14 protein-coding genes and 1 other RNA gene are annotated in these 20,236 nt (G+C 33.4%); 10 read left to right on the plus strand and 5 right to left on the minus strand.

All coding sequences use genetic code 11. From position 1 onward, the window contains the following. Positions 1-53 precede the first annotated feature (53 nt). A complete protein-coding gene (locus BUC29_RS13455) occupies positions 54-1,118 on the minus strand; it encodes a WD40/YVTN/BNR-like repeat-containing protein (protein WP_073416684.1) in 1,065 nt (354 codons plus the stop codon). 237 nt (positions 1,119-1,355) lie between these two features. On the opposite strand from BUC29_RS13455, the gene BUC29_RS13460 reads away from it, so the two are divergent. The 3 genes from BUC29_RS13460 to BUC29_RS13470 all read left to right on the plus strand — a co-directional run bounded on the left by BUC29_RS13460 (position 1,356) and on the right by BUC29_RS13470 (position 6,149). Continuing rightward, positions 1,356-2,672: a hypothetical protein gene (locus BUC29_RS13460; protein WP_073416685.1), complete on the plus strand. Its 1,317-nt coding sequence runs from the start codon at positions 1,356-1,358 to the stop codon at positions 2,670-2,672. A gap of 132 nt (positions 2,673-2,804) precedes the next feature. Then, positions 2,805-4,781, plus strand: a complete 1,977-nt coding sequence (locus tag BUC29_RS13465) for a KUP/HAK/KT family potassium transporter (RefSeq protein ID WP_073416686.1) — start codon at positions 2,805-2,807, stop codon at positions 4,779-4,781. 147 nt (positions 4,782-4,928) lie between these two features. Next, complete coding sequence (locus BUC29_RS13470) at positions 4,929-6,149, plus strand: RsmB/NOP family class I SAM-dependent RNA methyltransferase (RefSeq protein WP_073416687.1); 1,221 nt, start codon at positions 4,929-4,931, stop codon at positions 6,147-6,149. Positions 6,150-6,502: 353 nt separating this feature from the next. Here the strand turns inward: BUC29_RS13470 and BUC29_RS13475 are convergent, their stop codons facing one another. Next, complete coding sequence (locus BUC29_RS13475; RefSeq protein ID WP_073416688.1) at positions 6,503-7,543, minus strand: AMP-binding protein; 1,041 nt, start codon at positions 7,541-7,543, stop codon at positions 6,503-6,505. An 8-nt stretch (positions 7,544-7,551) separates the two neighbouring features. Next, entirely contained in the window at positions 7,552-8,511 is a 960-nt protein-coding gene (locus BUC29_RS13480; RefSeq protein WP_073416689.1) for a CPBP family intramembrane glutamic endopeptidase, read from the minus strand. A 115-nt stretch (positions 8,512-8,626) separates the two neighbouring features. Between BUC29_RS13480 and arsC the strand changes: the two genes are divergently transcribed. The 3 genes from arsC (at position 8,627) to fumC (ending at position 13,633) form a co-directional block, all read left to right on the plus strand. After that, complete coding sequence (arsC, locus tag BUC29_RS13485) at positions 8,627-8,971, plus strand: arsenate reductase (glutaredoxin) (protein ID WP_073416690.1); 345 nt, start codon at positions 8,627-8,629, stop codon at positions 8,969-8,971. A 91-nt stretch (positions 8,972-9,062) separates the two neighbouring features. Beyond that, positions 9,063-11,531 (plus strand): TonB-dependent receptor, encoded by a 2,469-nt coding sequence (locus BUC29_RS13490; RefSeq protein WP_073416691.1) that lies wholly within the window; start codon positions 9,063-9,065, stop codon positions 11,529-11,531. 716 nt (positions 11,532-12,247) lie between these two features. Next, a complete protein-coding gene (gene fumC / locus BUC29_RS13500; RefSeq protein ID WP_073416693.1) occupies positions 12,248-13,633 on the plus strand; it encodes a class II fumarate hydratase in 1,386 nt (461 codons plus the stop codon). A gap of 111 nt (positions 13,634-13,744) precedes the next feature. On the opposite strand, the gene BUC29_RS13505 is transcribed toward fumC, so the two are convergent. Further along, positions 13,745-14,947: an NAD(P)-dependent oxidoreductase gene (locus tag BUC29_RS13505; protein WP_073416694.1), complete on the minus strand. Its 1,203-nt coding sequence runs from the start codon at positions 14,945-14,947 to the stop codon at positions 13,745-13,747. 241 nt (positions 14,948-15,188) lie between these two features. Between BUC29_RS13505 and BUC29_RS13510 the strand changes: the two genes are divergently transcribed. The 3 genes from BUC29_RS13510 (at position 15,189) to BUC29_RS13520 (ending at position 18,045) form a co-directional block, all read left to right on the plus strand. Then, positions 15,189-16,391, plus strand: a complete 1,203-nt coding sequence (locus tag BUC29_RS13510; protein WP_073416695.1) for a serine hydrolase domain-containing protein — start codon at positions 15,189-15,191, stop codon at positions 16,389-16,391. Positions 16,392-16,657: 266 nt separating this feature from the next. Then, positions 16,658-17,055: a transfer-messenger RNA gene (gene ssrA / locus BUC29_RS13515) on the plus strand. Positions 17,056-17,229: 174 nt separating this feature from the next. Continuing rightward, positions 17,230-18,045: a helix-turn-helix domain-containing protein gene (locus BUC29_RS13520; RefSeq protein WP_073416696.1), complete on the plus strand. Its 816-nt coding sequence runs from the start codon at positions 17,230-17,232 to the stop codon at positions 18,043-18,045. Here BUC29_RS13520 and BUC29_RS13525 read toward each other — a convergent pair whose 3' ends face one another. Further along, positions 18,046-18,492 (minus strand): YybH family protein, encoded by a 447-nt coding sequence (locus BUC29_RS13525; RefSeq protein ID WP_244160828.1) that lies wholly within the window; start codon positions 18,490-18,492, stop codon positions 18,046-18,048. 320 nt (positions 18,493-18,812) lie between these two features. Here BUC29_RS13525 and gndA point away from each other — a divergent pair, with 320 nt between their 5' ends. Beyond that, positions 18,813-20,222 (plus strand): NADP-dependent phosphogluconate dehydrogenase, encoded by a 1,410-nt coding sequence (gene gndA / locus BUC29_RS13530; RefSeq protein ID WP_073416734.1) that lies wholly within the window; start codon positions 18,813-18,815, stop codon positions 20,220-20,222. Positions 20,223-20,236 lie beyond the last annotated feature (14 nt).

Raw genomic sequence — 20,236 nt, forward strand, 5'->3', positions numbered from 1 at the left:
GATAAGAACCCTATATAATAATACTTGCTTTATTATTTAGGGTTCTTATTATTTTATTTAAAATTCAGTCGAACTACTTTATTGTATCCTGCAGCAATTGCAGTATTTCTGTTTACAAAACGAATGGTAAAGAATTTTGTATCGGTAGACATCTGTGTCCAATTTTCTCCGCCATTTTGCGAATATTGAATTCCTTCAGATCCCACACAAACAATTTCTCTTCCATTTCCACCCGGAACGTATTGCACACATGATGCATAACCAAAGCCCATATTCTGTCCGATTAATTCCCAGGTCTTTCCACCATCTTTTGTAAAAGCCTTATTATCTGTTTTTTTGTTTGGAAGATCGTAATCACCACCGGCAATAAATCCGTGTTTAGAATCGTAAAAATCTGCCGTGTAGATTCCTGTCATTGCTTTGCCCTGAACAATTGGGGTTTCAACAACTTTCCAGGTTTTTGCTTTATCTGGCGAGTAAAAAACACGTGCTTTTTTTCCACCTGAAACTAACCATGTATCATCACCATTTACAACAATATTGGTATTACTGGCAGCAAATGCAGCTTCTCCAACAGCATTTGTAGGCAGTTTATCTGATAATATTTTAGTCCATGTTTCTCCTCCATCGCGAGTTACAATTATAGAAAAAGTATCTTCAGTGGGATCACCAATTGCGATTCCTTCTTTATCGTTCCAGAATTGCATACTGTCGTAAAAAACCTTTGGATTAACTTCTTTGTAAACTAATTTTACTTTTCGGTCTTTTTTTGAAACCGAATAAAGCAGCGCAGGATTTGCTACACTTAGTAAAAAAATATTGTTCGAAGTTTGAGCAATACTTCTAAATTCTAATTTGAGGGTGTCACGGTAAATATGTTCTTCAAATTTTTCTTTTTTATCAAGATCATAATACCCAAAGCGAGAATTATCTCCACCGTACCAAACTTTATTTTTGTCAATTAAAATTGCTCTTATACTAATTTTATCCTTAAACAATGTATCAATTTTCATTGATGTAAAACCACTGTTTGATGCTACTTTAGTTTTATCATTAAATGTACTAAAAGAAGACATCAATAAAATAAAAATACCACAAAATAAAATTAGTTTTTTCATATAAATTAAAATTTGTTAATGCTAAAATACAATTATTTATAACATATCAAATAGGTTTTGTCTTTTTTCAGAAAATAATAATTTGCAAAATTTAACTGTTTAATCAAAATAAAAAACAATTGAACAAAAACATAAAACGCTAATTAACTGAAAGTTACAACCACAGAACTAAACAAACAAAATTGTGGCACAGTAATTGAATATCCTGAAGTACAAATAATTTAATATGATTTTATCATGAAAACGAAATTACTTTTAATAGCGCTTGTAGCATTAGTTTTTGGTTCTTGTGGAGCACAAAGCCAAACTACTGTTTACGCAAAAAACTCAGATATAAGCGATAATTTAGATCTTAGAGCAGTTGCTTCGATGTTTGGTGAGTCTGCCAATCTTCAGGATTTTGAAAGAAGATTAAATGATCCTAAATATCAAATATCAAACCTTGACTTAAACGGCGACGACGAAGTTGATTATTTACGTGTAATCGAATCTGTAGAAGACAGAACCCACGTAGTTATTATTCAGGCTGTTCTTGACAGAGATGTTTACCAGGACGTTGCTACAATCGATGTTGAAAGAGATAATTACAATAAAGTAAGTGTTCAGGTTGTAGGTAATACTTATTTATACGGAGACAATTACATCTATGAGCCTGTTTACAGTGTTGTACCGGTAATTTATACTTCATTTTGGGTAACCAATTACAGACCTTATTACTCAACCTGGTATTGGGGTTATTATCCAACTTATTATACAGCATGGAGACCTTATCCTGTTTACAGATATAGAAACAACATAAATGTATGCATCAATGTACATAACAGTTACAACTACGTAAATACACGAAGAAGCTACAGAGCTCCGGCTATCTATGAAACAAGACGTGCTTATGGTTACGAAAGAATGAGACCTAATTACGGTTTTGCTCAAAGACATTCAAATGTAAGCAACAGATATGATTTAGATCAAAGAAGAATTGCCAGCAGAGATGCAAACAGAGCTTCAAACAATTACAACTATAACAGATCCAATACTGGTCGTCCAGCTTCTACAGAAAATAGAAACACAACCAGAGATTATAATAGCGGTAGAAATAACTCTGATAGAAATTACAACAACACAAATCGTGTAACTTATAATAACAGAGAAAACTCTTCTGCTTCTGACAGACCTGTAAGAACTGAAAATACGCAAAGAGGAGATTATGGAAGAAACAATCCTACTCCATCAGCTCCAAGAGGAAATTCTGAAAACAGAAATTATTCTAACAGATCATCTTCACAGGAAAGTCAGCCAAATCAGCCTCAGAGAAGTTATTCTGAAAATAGAGCAGTAAACAGAATGAGTACACCTCAATCAGCACCTGTTCAAAGATCAGAATCTCCAAGAAGTTATTCTGAAAACAGAGGAAACTACGAAAACAGATCTGCAGCATCAAGACCTCAAAGTGCTCCACAGCGTTCTGAGTCGCCACGAATGAGTCAGGAATCAAGAGGCAGCCAGCCTCAAAGAGAAAACGGCTCAGGTTCCAGAGGCGGTGAAAGAAGAGGTTAAGAATACTTCAATTTATATTTAAATTTAAAAGCACAATTTGGGGATTGTGCTTTTTTTTATCTTTTTAATTATAATTGTCGCTAATTTATTTTAAAACAGTAAATTTGCAACCGTCTTTTATTAAAAATATACATGAGCGCATCGCATAAAAACTTACATAGTAAGTTGTCTATTGGGGGTTTGTTGATAACATTAGGGATTATTTACGGAGACATCGGTACTTCTCCTTTGTATGTAATGAAAGCTATACTTGGCGATCATACCATAAATGCCGATATTGTTTTAGGAGGTATTTCCTGCGTTTTCTGGACATTAACTCTACAAACAACAATAAAATATGTTCTTATTACCTTAAGTGCTGACAATCATGGTGAAGGTGGTATTTTTGCACTTTACGCGTTAGTTAAAAAAACTAAAATTCAGTGGCTCATTGTGCCCGCCATTATTGGGGGAAGTGCACTGCTTGCTGATGGAATTATTACCCCGCCCATATCTATTTCATCTGCCGTTGAAGGAATCAGGGCATTTTATCCAACAATGGAAACCAGAACAATAATTTCTATTGTACTTACCATTTTATTTATCTTATTTACAATACAGCAATTTGGTACTAAACTAGTTGGAAAATTCTTTGCTCCAATGATGCTTATTTGGTTTGCCATGCTGGGGACTTTAGGTTTTATACAAATTATACACTTTCCTGAAGTAATTAAAGCGATAAATCCTTATTACGCTTATCACTTACTTTCAGTTCACCCTGACGGATTCTTTGTTTTAGGTTTTGTGTTTTTATGTACAACCGGAGCTGAGGCATTGTATTCAGATATGGGGCACTGTGGTAGAAAAAACATTAGAATCAGCTGGATTTTTGTAAAAGCTACTTTGGTATTAAACTACTTTGGTCAGGCTGCTTACTTAATTCACCACGAAGGAAGTACATTACAACAATTAGGTGGAGAAAATGGAAATCCGTTTTACCTTATCATGCCGCATTGGTTTTTACCATTCGGAATTGTTGTCGCAACTTTAGCAGCGGTTATAGCATCTCAGGCACTTATCAGCGGATCATTTACACTGATAAATGAGGCAATGCGTTTGAATTTCTGGCCAAAGGTAAAAATCAAATATCCTACAGAAGTTAAAGGACAATTATACATTCCGTCAATTAACTGGTTATTGTTTTTTGGTTGTGTTGGAATCGTATTACACTTCGAAAAATCAGGCAATATGGAACATGCATATGGTTTAGCAATCATTTTATGTATGATTATGACAACTATTTTGCTGAACTATTATTTAATCATGAAGCGTGTAAAACTATACTTCATGGTTCCGCTTATTACGATTTATTTATTAATCGAATTTAGTTTCTTAATCGCCAACATTACAAAATTTGCCGAAGGAGGTTATGTAACATTAATTATTGCAATACTTCTTATTTCGATAATGACAATTTGGTATCTTGCTAAGAAAATCAATAAAAGCTATACTAAAATCATCAAAATTGACGATTATAAAAAAGTATTAGTAGAATTAAGCCAGGACTTATCTATTCCTAAATACGCAACGCATTTAGTTTATATGACAAATGCAAACCGTGTTGACGAACTAGAAGAAAAAGTAATCTATTCGATTTTACAAAAACGACCAAAAAGAGCTGACATCTATTGGTTTGTACATGTAAATATTCTAACCGAGCCTTATAAAACGCAATATAAAGTTACAGAAATTGCAAAAGACGATATTTACAGAATCGACTTTAATTTAGGTTTTAGAGAACCTACTAAAATCAATTTGATGTTTAGAGAAGTAATTCGTGACATGGTAAAACGTGGTGAAGTTGATATCACAAGCCGTTACGAATCATTAAATAAAAACAATATTATTGGAGACTTTAAATTTGTATTGTCTGAAAAATTCTTATCAAACGATAATGATTTAAGATGGCACGAAAATATCATCATGAACTCGTATTTCTTCATTAAAAAACTGAGTTTATCTGAAGAAAGAGCATTTGGACTTGACAGCAGCTCTGTAAAAATAGAGAAATTCCCGATGGTGCTTCATGCTCCTGAAAATATTGGACTAACAAGAATTACAAAAGAATAATCTGCCTGCAGAAATCTTATTTAGAAAACACTCTTTTAAAAATTTATCAGAGTGTTTTTCTTTTTAAAAGAAAGCTTAAACAACAATCCTAATTAAAAATTTAACTTTCAATCAATTAATAGTACCTTTGCACCTCAAATATTAGAAATGAGATTACACAGAAATTTAGTTTATACTACCATCGATTCTTTGAATGCAATTTTCAATGAAGGCGAATATGCAGATAAAGTGGTAGCAAGAGCATTAAAAAAAGACAAACGTTGGGGAAGTTCTGACAGGAAGTTTGTTGCTGAAACAATATATGAAATTGTTCGTTGGAAACGTTTATATGCAGAAATTGCAGAAGTAAAAGAACCTTACGACAGAGACAATTTATGGAGAATGTTTGCGGTTTGGGCAGTTTTAAGAGGTTATCCAATTCCGGATTGGAGACAATTAGAAGGAACTCCTGAAAGAAAAATAAAAGGACGTTTTGACGAGCTTTCAAAAACCAGAGCCATAAAAGAATCCATTCCAGACTGGATGGATGAATTAGGCGTAAAAGAACTAGGCGAAAAAGTTTGGGCAAAAGAAATTGCTGCTCAAAATCAGCCAGCTAAAGTTATTTTACGAACTAATACACTAAAAGGAACTAAAGAAAGCCTGAGAAATACTTTAATGGATTTAAATATTGAAACAGAGTATTTAAAAGATCAGCCGGAAGCTTTGGTTTTAAAAGAAAGAGCAAATGTATTTTTAACAGATGCTTTTAAACAAGGACTTTTTGAAGTTCAGGATGCAAACTCACAACTAGTTGCAGGTTTCCTTGATGTAAAGCCTGGAATGCGAGTTGTAGATACTTGTGCAGGAGCCGGAGGAAAAACATTACACATTGCTTCTTTAATGGAAAATAAAGGACAATTGATTGCAATGGATTTGTACGAAAGCAAATTGAAACAATTGAAATTAAGAGCCAAAAGAAATGGAGCTTTTAACATAGAATACCGTATTATTGACACCACAAAAGTGATCAAAAAATTACACGAAAAAGCTGACCGTGTTTTAATTGACGCACCTTGCAGCGGGTTGGGAGTTTTAAAAAGAAATCCTGATTCTAAGTGGAAATTACAACCTGAATTTATTGATAACATTCGTAAAGTTCAGAGTGAGGTTTTAGAAAGTTATTCTAAAATTGTAAAACCTGGAGGAAAATTAGTTTATGCAACTTGTTCTGTTTTACCATCTGAAAATCAGGAACAAGTTCAAAAATTCTTAAAAACAGAAATCGGACAGCAGTTTACTTTTGTAGAAGATCGTAAATTATTGGCTTCAGAATCTGGTTTTGATGGTTTTTATATGGCACTTTTAGAAAGAAAAGTTTCCAAATAAATTAAATAAATTACAAATATTTTAAATCCCAAATTCCAATTTATAGTTGGGATTTTGGGATTTTTTTTAAAAAGTTTAGTCCCTACGGGACATTTTTTTATTGCATGTATTTTTCTACCGATATGTAATCTCTACGAGATAGTTTGGAAAAAACTTCTTTAGGAATTACATGTCGTTAGAAAACTCTTCGAGATAATCTGGAAAAACTCCGTTAGGAGTTACATATCGGTAGAAAAAAATGTTCCATCTCATCAGATGTCCCATAGGGACTAAATGAATTATATCCCCAAAACAAAAAATTCCAAATCCCAACTATAAATTGGAATTTGGAATTTAAAATATTTGGAATTTTTCTAAACCAAACTCGACTTACGCAATAACTTTCCGTTTTCGTTTTCTTTAAATTTAGGAACAAAAACAATTTCTTTCGGCTTTTCGAATTTTCCTAAAAAATCAAAAAAGTCTTCCGAAAAATCATATTTCTCTCCTTCAATTACCAAAATAAGTTTTTCACCCAAAACCGTATCCGGAACTCCGGTTACAAAAAATCGGTTATTAATTTTACCTGTTAATTTCGCTTCAATCTGTTCCGGAATAAGCTTCACTCCTCCACTATTGATTACATTATCAATTCTTCCTAAAAAAACAAACTGATTTTCATTTATCAAATCAACCAGATCATTAGTAACAATTGGTTCTTCTGAAATTGCTGCAACATAAATTACAAGGCAGCCGCGATCGTCTTTTTCAATTTTTACATTTGGCAGAATTGTAAAAGCATTTTCACTTACTCTTTTAGCAGCGATATGCGTTATTGTTTCGGTCATACCGTACGTCTCGTAAATCTCTGTTTTAAATGGTAAAAGTTTCTCTATAAGATCGCTGTCTGTTTTTGCTCCGCCAATAATTAACTTCTTTATATTGGTTAATTTTTCAAGAGAATTTTGAACCTGAAGCGGAACCATAGCACCAAAATCATACTGCTTATTATTGTATGCTAAAGGCTCGGTAGTTGGCACTACAACATCCAATTCTAAACCTAAAATTAAACTGCGAACGAGCATCATTTTTCCGGCAATAAACTGCGTTGGGAGACACAACAAAGCTTTATTACCAGGCTCTAAACCAAAGAAATCGCCAGTTGCTAATGCCGACTGAATCATCGCCTGCTTTTCTAACCTAACCAATTTAGGAAGTCCCGTTGTTCCGGAAGTTGTCATTTCGATATAATCTTTATGATCGAACCAATCCAGAAAAAACTCTCCAATGGCACGTTCATAAACATCACCTTCTTTTATAAAACTATATCCTATGCGGCATAAATCTGCTGCATTAAGATGATAGCCGTTTAATTTAAAATAATTATGTACATTTTTATGAGTTAAGTTTGGCATGGTGGTATTTAATTTAAATTTAAAAAATCGGTTACCTCATTTTCTTCTTTTGTATCAACAATTCGACCTGTTAATTTTTCCTTCCAATTGGTCCAATTGTATTTTTTACTAAAAATAAAAAGCAAAATAGGATATACAATTACAACCGGCAGAATAACATCGGCTCCGGCAGAAGGCTCAGACATATCTTTAAAAATAGAATGCGTTTGAAAAACAGTCCAGTCAGATGTTACAAGTAAAGCTCCTACAAGATTATTTGCCGCATGAAAGCCCAAGGCAAGTTCCATTCCGTCATCCATTAAAGTAATAACGCCAAGAAACAATCCTGTGCCTATGTAATAAACCATAATAATATAGCCCATTTTGGTTACTTCTGGATTAAGAATATGCATAGAACCAAATATAAGCGAAGTCATCATTAAAGGAAACCATCGGTTTCTGGCAAGATTAGCAAAACCCTGCATAAGATATCCTCTAAAAACATATTCTTCAGTACTGGTTTGAACAGGAATAAAAATCGTTCCTACAACAACTAAAATAATAAACGGTATCAATTTAAAATTCCACACAAATTTTTCAGGTGATTGAAAATAAAGCACCAAAAAACTAATTATAGAAAATATTGTCCACAACATAAATGAAAAGAAAATACGGTTCCAGTCGACTTTTTTTCGTGCTGTAGTAACCGACAAAAGCGTTTGATTATGCATATATTTTATCACAAAATATATTCCTGCAAAAGCAAAAAGAAACGAAAGCATTACTAAAAACAAAGTTAGATTGGGTTCGAACATTTTTAAAGCCAAATCACTATCAGTAGGAAAAACAGCTTTCTCTTTATAACTTTTGTAAAGAACCGCAATAGAAAAAGGAATTTGACCTATAAATGACGCTGTGATAATAAAAACTGATCCTAAAAGATATTTCCAAAAATGATTTTCAGGTTTAACTCCTTGTTCTAAAAACATATACTTAAAATTTTTAAAATGAGAATTCGGTTTAAATAGGAAATCCTATTTTTGTTGTACTAAATAAGAACTCTTTTTAGCAAATCTTATTTTAACAGACACTAAATATAACAAAATGATACAAATCTACCATAATCCACGCTGTGGAAAATCAAGAAATTGTTTGGCTTTTATTGAAAACACAAAAAAGGAATACCAAATAATTCCTTATTTAACCGAAACTCCTAGTTTTGAAGAACTAAAGGCACTTCTTAAAAAATTAGATTTACAGCCAAATGAATTGATTAGAACCAAGGAAAAAATCTGGATCGAAAATTACAAAGAAAAAAAATTAAGCGAAGATGAAACAATTCAGGCAATGGTTGATAATCCAATTTTAATCGAAAGACCAATCGTTATAAAAGACGGAAAAGCAATTATTGGAAGAGATTTAGATAAAGTAGCATCTTTTTTAGACTGATTATAAAATAATCAATTAACATTTTTTTGTGATTTTTCTCTTTAAACCAAAAGGTACATTTGCGGTCTAAGAAGAAAAAGAACCAAAAAAAATGAAACAAATCAATTTTGCTGTATTGCTTGTGCTATTTTTCACAGGGTTTTACAACTATGCACAACAAGGACCGCCTGCAAGAAATAAGGTTAAGGTTACCGGAAAAGTTTTCGAAAAAGTAAGCAAACAACCTCTAGAATATGCGACTATTTCGATCATGTCTCCAAATGATACAAAGGTAATCGCGGGCGGAATAACCAATCCAAAAGGAGAATTTGAAGTAGCCGTTGCGCCGGGAACTTACGATATAAAAGTAGAATTCATTTCGTTTAAATCTACAGAAATCAAACAAAAAAACATTCAGGAAGACACAAGTCTAGGTGTTATAAATTTATCTGAAGATGCTGCACAATTGAGTGAAGTTGTGGTTCGTGCCGATAAATCAACAGTTGAAATTAAACTGGATAAGAAAGTTTACAATGTTGGTCAGGATATGATGGTAAAAGGCGGAACTGTAAGTGACGTTTTGGATAACGTTCCTTCTGTTTCTGTTGACTCTGAAGGAAATGTTAGTTTAAGAGGGAGTGATAATATTCGTATTTTAATCGACGGACGTCCTTCAAATGCAATAAATGTTGCTGAGGCTTTGCGTCAGCTTCCTGCAGATGCCATTGATAAAGTTGAAGTTATTACAAATCCATCTGCACGTTACGATGCCGAAGGTGGATCTGGAATCATCAATATCATTCTTAAAAAAGGTAAAAACCAAGGTCTTAACGGAACTTTTATTGCTTCAACAGGTATTCCGGAAACGTATGGATTGACGGCAAACCTAAATTATAAAACAGAAAAATTAAACTATTTTACAACTTTAGGGTATAATCACAGAACTAATGAAGGTGGCGGTTTAACTAATACAGCTTACCTTAATGCTGATGGAACTCCAAAAGGTTTCTTAGATGAAGATCGCGATACTAAAAGAGAATCAGACGGATTTAACGGGAGAGCTGGTATAGAATGGACAATTGCACCAAATACCTACTGGACAAATGCCATCAATTATCAAAACAATTCAGGCAACACGACAGATTTAATTAATTATAATAATTTTGACGCTGCTCATAATTTTACAGGAGCTTCAGCACGTTTAAATAACGGAGATACAGGAAGTCAAAACGTAGAATATACTTCGAATTTCATCAAAAATTTCAATGATAAGGGTCACAAATTGACAGCGGATTTATCGATTTCAAGAAATACTGATGACAGTGACAGCCAAATTACAGCTTCTCCAAGCTTCAATAATACCTTAAACGATCAGGTACAAAAACAAGTACAGGTGCAAGCAGATTATGTATTGCCAATAGGAAAAGGAAGTCAGTTTGAGGCAGGATATAAAGGGAGTTTTGGCGACTTAAGTAACGAATATTATGTTACTGACGAAAATAATGTAAAAGATCCTAATTTATCAAATACATTAGAATACAAAGAAAACATTAATGCTCTTTATACCCAATACGGTTTCAAAATAAACAAATTCTCTTATTTATTTGGTTTACGCTGGGAAGACACTGATATTCATGTAAATTTATTAGACAACAGCAATTTCAACACTAAAAAATACAACAACTTATTTCCAAGTGCTTTTATTAGTTATGAAATTTCAGATCAAAGTAATTTCTCGGCTAGTTATAGTAAACGTTTAACAAGACCTCGCGGACGTTTTATGAACCCTGCTGTTAACTACTCAAGTAACGTTAATATTTTTCAGGGAAATCCAGACTTAGATCCGTCTTTAACAGACAAATATGATATTGGTTATATCAAACGCTGGGACAAAGTAACTTTTAATACTTCTGCTTATTTTGAAGATACAAAAGATGTTTTCAGTTTTGTAAGAACTCCAAATGGTCAATATGTAAACGGAATTCCGGTTATTTTAAGCAGACCTATTAACTTAGGACACGAGCAAAAATTTGGTTTTGAGTTTACATTTAATTATACTCCGTTCAAGTGGTGGAGATTAAACAGCAACTTTAATCTTTACAATGTAAAAACAACCGGAGAGAACACTTACATTGATACAAATGGAAATACGGTTGTTCAAAATCTTGATAATCAAGCTAACACTTGGTCTGCAAGAGCAAATTCAAAAATTACATTACCATACAAAATTGACTGGCAGTTAAACGGTACTTATAACGGTGAACAAAAAACAGCTCAGGGAAAAAATTTAGATCAGTTTTCTATGAATACTGCTTTAAGTAAAGATATCATGAAAGACAAAGCTACAATTGCTTTTAACATCAGTGATATTTTCAATTCCAGAATCATGAGATCTTATACTTATCTTACAAATGATGTAACTGGTGAAAGTCAAAAATCATACGGCGAAATGCAGTTCCGTAAACGTCAATTCAATTTATCGTTCACTTACCGTTTCAACAAACCAAAAGGTGAAAGAGACAAAAATGCACAGCCAAGAAACGAGGGCGGCGGAGACGGCGGCGGCGATTTCCCGGGATAAAAAACTTTTAAATCTCAATATTGAAATTCCAAATTCTGTTTGAGATAAATTCGAATAAAAGAAATTCCAAATTCCAACTTAATAATTGGGATTTGGAATTTCTTTTTTTAGTATTTCCGAGTAAAATTGTAATCTGGATTTTTAGTATTGAAATTTCTTTTTTAAAGCAAAAAAAAGAACCCTATTGGGTTCTTTTTTAGTGAAATCAACTTAAAATTAAATTGATTGTTCTTCTTGTCTTTTTTTAGCTCTCTTTTCTTTGAACATTTCCCAGCTAGCACCCGTAACCCAGTAAGATACGAAACCAACTAAGAAAAACATTAACCAAAACCCTATAGTTAGTATGGTTAAGAAAAGTAAAAAGCCTAAGTACTGTGAAAATTCAAACATGTTTTCCGGAATTTTTGAATGTTACGACAAATGTAGGGTATATATTTTTCCTCAGCAATAAAATCTAAATCAATTTTCGTTAAATAACATTTATACGTATATTTATACTCATTTTAAATAAGCTTTTTTTGATAAATTATTCAACTATCTAAATCAGAAGAACATGAGTATTTGAGAAGCTGGGACTAGTATTCATTTTAAAAGAAATTTAAACCGCTAAATAGAAAATCCGTTTCAATCCGAGTCTTTACAAAGTAAATCAGTGTTATCCGCGTTCCATTTACCCAAACAAAATACATTTTTACAAACAACATATTTACAACAAAATGAAATATAGAATAGAAAAAGACACCATGGGCGAAGTTCAGGTCCCTGCCGATAAGTATTGGGGTGCACAAACAGAACGTTCCAGAAATAATTTTAAAATTGGAAATTCAGGTTCGATGCCACATGAAATTATTGAAGGATTTGCGTACCTAAAAAAAGCAGCCGCTTATGCCAATTATGATTTAGGTGTTTTACCAATAGAAAAAAGAGATGCCATTGCAGCTGTCTGCGATGAAATCCTGGAAGGGAAATTAGACGATCAGTTTCCGCTTGTAATCTGGCAGACAGGTTCTGGTACACAAAGTAACATGAACGTAAATGAAGTAATTGCAAACCGTGCTCAGGTTCTTAAAGGTTTTGAAATTGGCGAAGGCGAACAATTTATAAAAGCCAACGACGACGTAAACAAATCTCAGTCATCAAATGATACTTTCCCAACCGGAATGCACATCGCCGCTTATAAGATGGTTGTAGAAACCACAATTCCTGGAGTTGAAAAGCTACACGCTACTTTAGCAAAAAAAGCAGCAGAATTTAAAGATGTCGTAAAAATTGGCCGTACGCACTTAATGGACGCAACACCTTTAACTTTAGGACAGGAAATTTCAGGATACGCGGCACAATTGGCTTTCGGATTAAAAGCTCTAAAAAACACTTTAGCCCATTTATCTGAAATCGCTCTTGGAGGAACTGCAGTTGGAACCGGATTAAATACTCCAAAAGGTTACGACGTAAAAGTGGCCGAATATATTGCAAAATTCACCAATCATCCTTTTATAACTGCCGAAAATAAATTTGAAGCTCTGGCGGCTCACGACGCCATTGTTGAAACTCACGGAGCATTAAAACAATTGGCTGTTTCGCTAAATAAAATTGCCAATGATGTTAGAATGTTAGCCTCTGGACCTCGTTCTGGAATTGGCGAAATCCATATTCCGGAAAACGAACCGGGATCTTCAATTATGCCAGGAAAAGTAAACCCGACACAATGCGAAGCTTTAACAATGGTTTGTGCTCAGGTTATTGGAAACGATATGGCTATTGCACTTGGCGGAATGCAGGGACATTATGAGCTGAATGTTTTTAAACCTGTTATGGCAGCAAACTTCCTTCAATCAGCACGTTTGCTTGGCGATGCCTGCGTTTCATTTGAAGAACACTGTGCTCAGGGAATCGAACCAAATCACAAACGTATTAAAGAATTAGTAGATAATTCTCTTATGCTTGTAACTGCTTTAAACACAAAAATTGGTTATTACAAAGCTGCCGAAATCGCTCAAACTGCACACAAAAACGGAACTACCCTTAAAGAAGAAGCCGTTCGTTTAGATTACGTTTCTGCCGAAGATTTTGATGCTTGGGTAAAACCGGAGGATATGGTTTAATTGTTAATTGTTGATGATTGATGGTTGATTAACTAGTCATTATAAAAAAAGAGCTTTCTAAAATTTAGAAAGCTCTTTTTCAATTAATAATTAACCATTCACAATTAATAATTATTTCCCGTCTACATAATCCTGCAGATAACTAAATCTTTCGGTTAATTTTCCGTTTTCGGTGATTTTAGCACGTTTTAAAATTCCGTCTTTGTCGCCGTTGAAGAAAGCCGGAATTACATGTTCCATAAACTGTTCTCCAAAACCTTCGCTCGCATCTTTCGGGATTTCGCACGGAAGATTGTCAACCGCCATAACAGTAACCGCAGCCGGATGGAAAAAATCTACTTCCCTGTCTTCTAAAGGAAAATACCCGTACAAAGGCTCTGCAATTGTCGAAGAACGAACTGTACAAGCAATTGGTCCGTTTACATCGCAGGAAATATCGGCTACAACTTTCAATTTGCAGTCACTTGCATTTAGCATTTCTTTGGTCAAAATCATTGGCGCATCACTTGCATAAAAATGACCCGCAAAATAAATATCTGAAACTTTTGTAAACTTTTCAAAGTCTGAAGTATAAGCTTCCGGATGTTCTACAAAATCTTTAAAATCCAAAACCTGACCGTCAATACGTTTATTATATTCTAAAACATCTAACTGAACATAAACTGCCTGTGAATAAGTCTTATTTAAATAATTATCAACTGTTATTTCTTTTATTTTAATAGCATCCAAAATTTCCTTGGCTCCACTCCCAACCTTTCCGGTTCCGGTAACTACAAATTTCAGAGCAGGCATTGTAATGCGTTTTAAATGCTTTATCAAGTCTTCTTTTCCTGAAAGTGTTTCCGCTTTTGGAAGTTTAAATAATTCAAATTTAATTCCGAAAGCACGAATTCCGTTATAAACACCAACCATTCCGGCATATTTTCCAAAACCAATTAATCTGCGGTCAAGAGAATCAACTATAGTTTCGTGATCATACAAATCAATATTTTTTTCTAAAATTGCCTGAAGCAGTTTTCTGTTATGCGGCTGTTTTTTAATGGTATGCGAAAAAAAGAAATACGCTTTATTTGGAATTAAATTTTCAACAGGAACTTCTTTTACACCAAATAAAACATCAGAATCTGAGACATCTTCAGTAACGGTAATTCCCATGTTTTTATATTCAGCATCCGAAAAAATTCTAATATCCGAACTTTCAACTTCTACAGAAGCTTCATGATAAAGTTGTTTCAGTCTGGCAAGTTCATTTGGAGAAAAAACAACTCTTCTGTCCGGTGGGTTTTTTCTTTCTTTTATTATTCCAAATTTCATTTAAATAAAATTAAAGCATTTATTAATATAACTTTTTACATCGTATTTGTTTCAAATATAACAAATTTAGTTAAATTTTTGTTTCTAATTTACTATTTAGAATGTTTCAAAACCGTGAGATACTGAAAAACAAAGAAATAAGAAAAACAAGTCTTAAAATTATGTTAAAACAACGTTTTGAGATCATCAAATTTTGAGAATACAACAAAATTGAATTCGATATATTTGTTTTTAAAGAACGATGCAAATGATTTTCCTTAAAAAAACAAAGATACCACAAATACTTTTCACAGTATTGGTTTTAAGCTCTTGTGGTAATGATAATAAAACAAAAACAGCTACAACTCCAATAGTCGAAGATACTTTACCTAAAATGAAGCCATTAGGGCCTGAACCAAAAATTTCGCAGGCTTATAAAAACTCGGTAGTTGGCAGAATAAATCACTTTTACAATAAAAACTGGCCTAACAACAGCATGAACGGAAGCTTTTTAGTAGCCCGAAATGGTCAGATAATTTTTGAAAGATATAATGGTTTTGCCAATAAAAATGAAGGCACAAAAATTACAGCAGATACTCCTGTACAAATTGCTTCTGTCAGCAAAGTTTTAACGGCTACAGCAGTTTTAAAACTGGTTAATGCAGGAAAAATAGATTTAGACCAAAAAGTAAATACTATTTTAAAAACGTTTCCATACGAAGAATGCACTATCAGAATGCTTTTAAATCATCGCAGCGGAATGCGTAATTATGCTTATTTTACAGATCATGACAAATCGGTTTGGGACAGACATAATCAATTGACTAATAAAGATATTTTAGACATTCTGGCAACTAAAAACGTTGGTTTAGAATCTTTAACCGGAACACGTTTTGGATATTGCAATACCAATTATGCGATGCTGGCTTTAATTATAGAAAAAATTACCGGTTTAAGTTATAAAGAAGCTATGTCTGAAATGATTTTTAAACCTTTAGGAATGACACATACCTATGTTTTTGATGATGACAAAGACAGAAAAAAAATTGTTCCGTCTTATAAAGGAAATGGTGTCGAAATTGGTTTTGACTATCTTGATAATGTTTACGGTGATAAAAATATTTTCTCAACAGTTAGAGATCTTTTAAAATTTGACCGAGCAAGACAATCGCCTGACTTTTTAAAACCTGAATTGCTAAAACAAGTGTACACAGCTTATAGTAATGAACGCAAAGGAACTAAAAATTACGGGCTAGGAATTAGAATGATTAATTGGGAAACGGGGCAGAATTTTTATTTCCACAACGGCTGGTGGCATGGTAATACTTCATCTTACATTACTTTAATGAAAGAGCATGTTACAATTATTGCCTTGTCTAACAAAATGACAAGAAACACTTATGCAGTACGAAAACTAGCTCCAATTTTTGGCGATTATCCCTTCAATTTCAAAGACGAAGAGTAAAACTAATAGTCATAAAGTCGAAAGTCAAAAGTCGTAAAGTCTTAAAATAGTTGTTAATATTGACTTTGTCCTTTTTCAAACAACCCAATTGAGGAAAATAAGAAGAAGCAATAGCTAACAAGTATTTGACTTTAAAAACTTTACAACTTTCACTTTTTGATTTTCAACTTTTGGCTTTCGACTTTCGACTTTATGACTCTTAAATTTTTCTGAAAATTTTAATAGAAAGTAATTTCAAATAGTCTAAATTTGCAGACTTATTTTTTGGGGTCGACTGGTTTTGACAGCAAGTCGAATTGAACAGTAAGCACGTCGAGCATTGAGACCTTGCTCGTAAATATAAGATCTCAAACTTTTACACGGCGAAAATAATTACGCTTTAGCTGCATAATCCGAATCATAGTACGATTGCGCCACGTCTCTACAAGGTAGGGAAGCTGGATTCTCCTGGAAAGCCTTGGTTTGTGGCGTTCCGTTCAGGGGAACCGTAAAAATAAACCTAGATATCCATGAGCTTCGGGTGGATTTCGAAAATTAAGAAGATAAGTGTTCGGTGGCTGTTTCTGGCCTAGCTTGACACCGAAAATCTAATCAGGAAATAAGCGTGTAGAAAGCTCTTTAGTTGCTTGTTTGGACCCGGGTTCGATTCCCGGCGACTCCACAAAAAAAATCGCAATATCCAATTAACGTGGAAATTGCGATTTTTTATTTTTAATCTTAGCCAACAAATGTTCTAAAATTGTTTTTCTTAAAGAATTCTATTTTGCATATAATATCTATCGAATTTATTTCTAATTTTAAAGTCAGTCATTAGCAAATTAATTATGATAAAAATCAAATGCAGATTTTACCTTCCGTCCGTTTAGCACCATATATAAAGAATTATACTATTGTTACGATTGAAAATGATCTTAACAACGAAGTATTTTATCCAAGCGGTTATGTTGATTTCATTATAAATATATCTCAAGGAGCTGCTGCTACTATTATAAATGGAAGAAAAAAAGACACTCCTGCTATAGAACTGCTTGGACATTTAACCTTGCCTACCAGACTTACAGTCAAAAAGGAAACTTCGGTACTTATTGCTCGCATTTATCCACACGCAAGTTCATTGTTTTTTTCTGATCCATTATGTGAATTTACAAATTACGCTACAGATATGTATGATGTATCAAAAAACGATAATAAAGAATTATACGAAAAAATAATGGAGGCAAAAGAACTCACCTCCAAAATCAATATTTTAGAAAATTACTTTCTTCAACAATTGAAGAAAAATGAAACCCGGTTGAAAAAAGTATCAACAGTTAAAGCCATCGGCAATATAGTTTCTCTTAATCAATCATTAGATTTACCTGCTTTAGCTCAATATTCAGGATTATCAGAAAGATATATTCAAAAACTTTACTTATCGAATATTGGTATTAGTCCATCAGCTTTTACTTCTGTATTGAGATTTAACAAAAGTCTGGATTTAGTTCTTAATACATCCGAATCATTGACAACCATAGCGTATGATTGCGGATATTATGATCAGGCACATTTTATAAAAGAGTTTAAAAAATTTACTGGCATTACTCCTTTTGCATCGAGATCTTCGCTGATAAAAAATGGAACCGATTTTCAACAAGCTGTCAATATCGGTTTTTAGCTATTTCGCCAGGTGATTGCTGCTAAACATGTCACGATGCATTTTCCAGCCTTCTTTTGTATTTTTCCAAATAACAATTACTTTTCCGTCGTCTAGTTTTTTACCTTCTAAATCAGTCATTTCATAATAACTTTCCTCAGTTACGGATGTTCTAGGATCTCCATAAAGGTTTTGAATAATAAACTTAACATGAACTTTGGGTCCGTTTTTAAAAAATGAAGCTATTTGTTCGCCTCCGCATAATGGCGAAGCATTTGGAGGAAATAAACAAGCATCATCTGTATATCTCGTAAGAATAGAACCATCATTTTTGTTTGCAAGATCTGCATAAATTTCATTACTGGCTTCTATAACCTTTCTTACGTTTTTCAAATCATTGTTTGAAGTTTGAGCGTTACACCAAAAAGTAAGCATCAATAGTCCGTTTAAAATAAATGTTTTTTTCATTGTTTAATAATTTTTAAACAAAGTAATTTATTCTTCGGGACAGGAAATTGTAAAATAACGAACAACTTAATTTTTAACCTTAAGAATAAATAAGTTTACTTTTCACACTTAAAAAAACTATCACAATAAACCCTAAAAGTGGACTATTTTACTCCTAATTTTTCATCATTTTTCTCTAACTTAGCAGTCTACATTTAAAAATGTAAGATTAAAATAAACTATGTTTTTCCGCAAAACATTGATTGAAAAAGAATTACCATACTTTCTCTTACTTTTTGCTGCAAAAAACATTCTTCTAATAATTTAGTTAATTGAAAACTATGAGCAAATTTGATTTTGGAATTGTAGGACTCGGTGTAATGGGCCGTAACCTGCTTTTAAATATTGCAAGCCATAAATTCGCGGCGGCTGGTCTAGACTTAGATACCGAAAAAGTAAACTCTCTTCAGCAAGAAGCCGATTCTGATCACACTATCGAAGCTACTACAGATGTAAAACATTTCGTTGAGCTTATTCAACAACCAAGAGCTATTATGTTATTGGTTCCTGCAGGAAAACCTGTTGACAGCGCAATCGCTAGCTTATTACCTCATTTAGATAAAGGAGATATTATTATCGACGGCGGAAATACTTTTTATACCGATACTGACAGAAGATTTTTGGAATTATCTGAAAAAGGAATTCATTTCTTCGGAATGGGAATTTCAGGCGGTGAAAAAGGCGCACGTTTCGGTCCTGCTATGATGCCAGGAGGTGATCAAAAAGCATACGAAAGACTTCGTCCTATTTTTGAAGCAATTGCAGCAAAAGTAGACGGTGAACCTTGCGTTGAATATTTAGGAAATGGTTCTGCCGGAAACTATGTAAAAATGGTTCACAACGGAATCGAATACGGAATCATGCAGTTAATCTCTGAAATTTATGACCTTATGAAAAGAGGTTATAATCTGGATGACGAAACGATTCAGAAAACTTTTGAAGAATGGAACCAAACCGATGATCTTAGATCGTATTTGATTGAAATTACCGGAAAAATTCTAAAACAAAAAGATGAAGACGGAAGTCTTTTAATCAATAAAATTTCAGATTGGGCAAGATCTAAAGGTACAGGAAAATGGACTTCGCAAAACGCGATGGATTTGCAGGTTCCGGTTCCAACTATCGATGCAGCGGTTAACATGCGTGATATGTCGAAAACTAAGCCTGAAAGAATTGAAGCTGCTAAAAAATTAGTCTGGAATGCCGGCGAAACAAATGTTTCTCAAAGTGAAGCAATTGCTGCCTTAAAATCTGCATTATACCTTTCTATTGTTGTGACTTACGCACAGGGATTAGCGCAGCTTCACACAGCTTCTAAAGAATATAACTACGGATTAAACTTAGAAACTGTTGCTAAAATCTGGCGCGGAGGATGTATTATTCGTGCGACAATTTTAGAAGATTTCAGAAAAGCATTTGTTACTAAATCAGATTTACCAAATATACTTTTAGATGCTGGAATTGCTTCAAAATTAACAGAAAACCAAGCGGGAATGAGAACCGTAATTCAGTTTGCAGTTGAAAAAGGATTACCTGTTGCAGGATTGATGAATTCCTTAGCGTATTTTGATGCTTACAGATCTGCAAATCTGCCAACAAATTTAATTCAGGCACAGCGTGATTTCTTCGGGGCACATACATACGAACGTATTGACAAAGAAGGTGTTTTTCACACACAATGGTCTGAATAAAACTTAAAGCAACA

Source organism: Flavobacterium defluvii (genome assembly GCF_900129555.1).
Lineage (GTDB): Bacteria > Bacteroidota > Bacteroidia > Flavobacteriales > Flavobacteriaceae > Flavobacterium > Flavobacterium defluvii.

What these genes read in the sequence shown, in the direction of transcription:
- BUC29_RS13455 (WP_073416684.1), bottom strand. Translation starts at nt 1,118, where the DNA reads ATGAAAAAACTAATTTTATTTTGTGGTATTTTTATTTTATTGATGTCT.
- BUC29_RS13460 (WP_073416685.1), top strand. Translation starts at nt 1,356, where the DNA reads ATGAAAACGAAATTACTTTTAATAGCGCTTGTAGCATTAGTTTTTGGT.
- BUC29_RS13465 (WP_073416686.1), top strand. Translation starts at nt 2,805, where the DNA reads ATGAGCGCATCGCATAAAAACTTACATAGTAAGTTGTCTATTGGGGGT.
- BUC29_RS13470 (WP_073416687.1), top strand. Translation starts at nt 4,929, where the DNA reads ATGAGATTACACAGAAATTTAGTTTATACTACCATCGATTCTTTGAAT.
- BUC29_RS13475 (WP_073416688.1), bottom strand. Translation starts at nt 7,543, where the DNA reads ATGCCAAACTTAACTCATAAAAATGTACATAATTATTTTAAATTAAAC.
- BUC29_RS13480 (WP_073416689.1), bottom strand. Translation starts at nt 8,511, where the DNA reads ATGTTTTTAGAACAAGGAGTTAAACCTGAAAATCATTTTTGGAAATAT.
- arsC (WP_073416690.1), top strand. Translation starts at nt 8,627, where the DNA reads ATGATACAAATCTACCATAATCCACGCTGTGGAAAATCAAGAAATTGT.
- BUC29_RS13490 (WP_073416691.1), top strand. Translation starts at nt 9,063, where the DNA reads ATGAAACAAATCAATTTTGCTGTATTGCTTGTGCTATTTTTCACAGGG.
- fumC (WP_073416693.1), top strand. Translation starts at nt 12,248, where the DNA reads ATGAAATATAGAATAGAAAAAGACACCATGGGCGAAGTTCAGGTCCCT.
- BUC29_RS13505 (WP_073416694.1), bottom strand. Translation starts at nt 14,947, where the DNA reads ATGAAATTTGGAATAATAAAAGAAAGAAAAAACCCACCGGACAGAAGA.
- BUC29_RS13510 (WP_073416695.1), top strand. Translation starts at nt 15,189, where the DNA reads ATGCAAATGATTTTCCTTAAAAAAACAAAGATACCACAAATACTTTTC.
- BUC29_RS13520 (WP_073416696.1), top strand. Translation starts at nt 17,230, where the DNA reads ATGCAGATTTTACCTTCCGTCCGTTTAGCACCATATATAAAGAATTAT.
- BUC29_RS13525 (WP_244160828.1), bottom strand. Translation starts at nt 18,492, where the DNA reads ATGAAAAAAACATTTATTTTAAACGGACTATTGATGCTTACTTTTTGG.
- gndA (WP_073416734.1), top strand. Translation starts at nt 18,813, where the DNA reads ATGAGCAAATTTGATTTTGGAATTGTAGGACTCGGTGTAATGGGCCGT.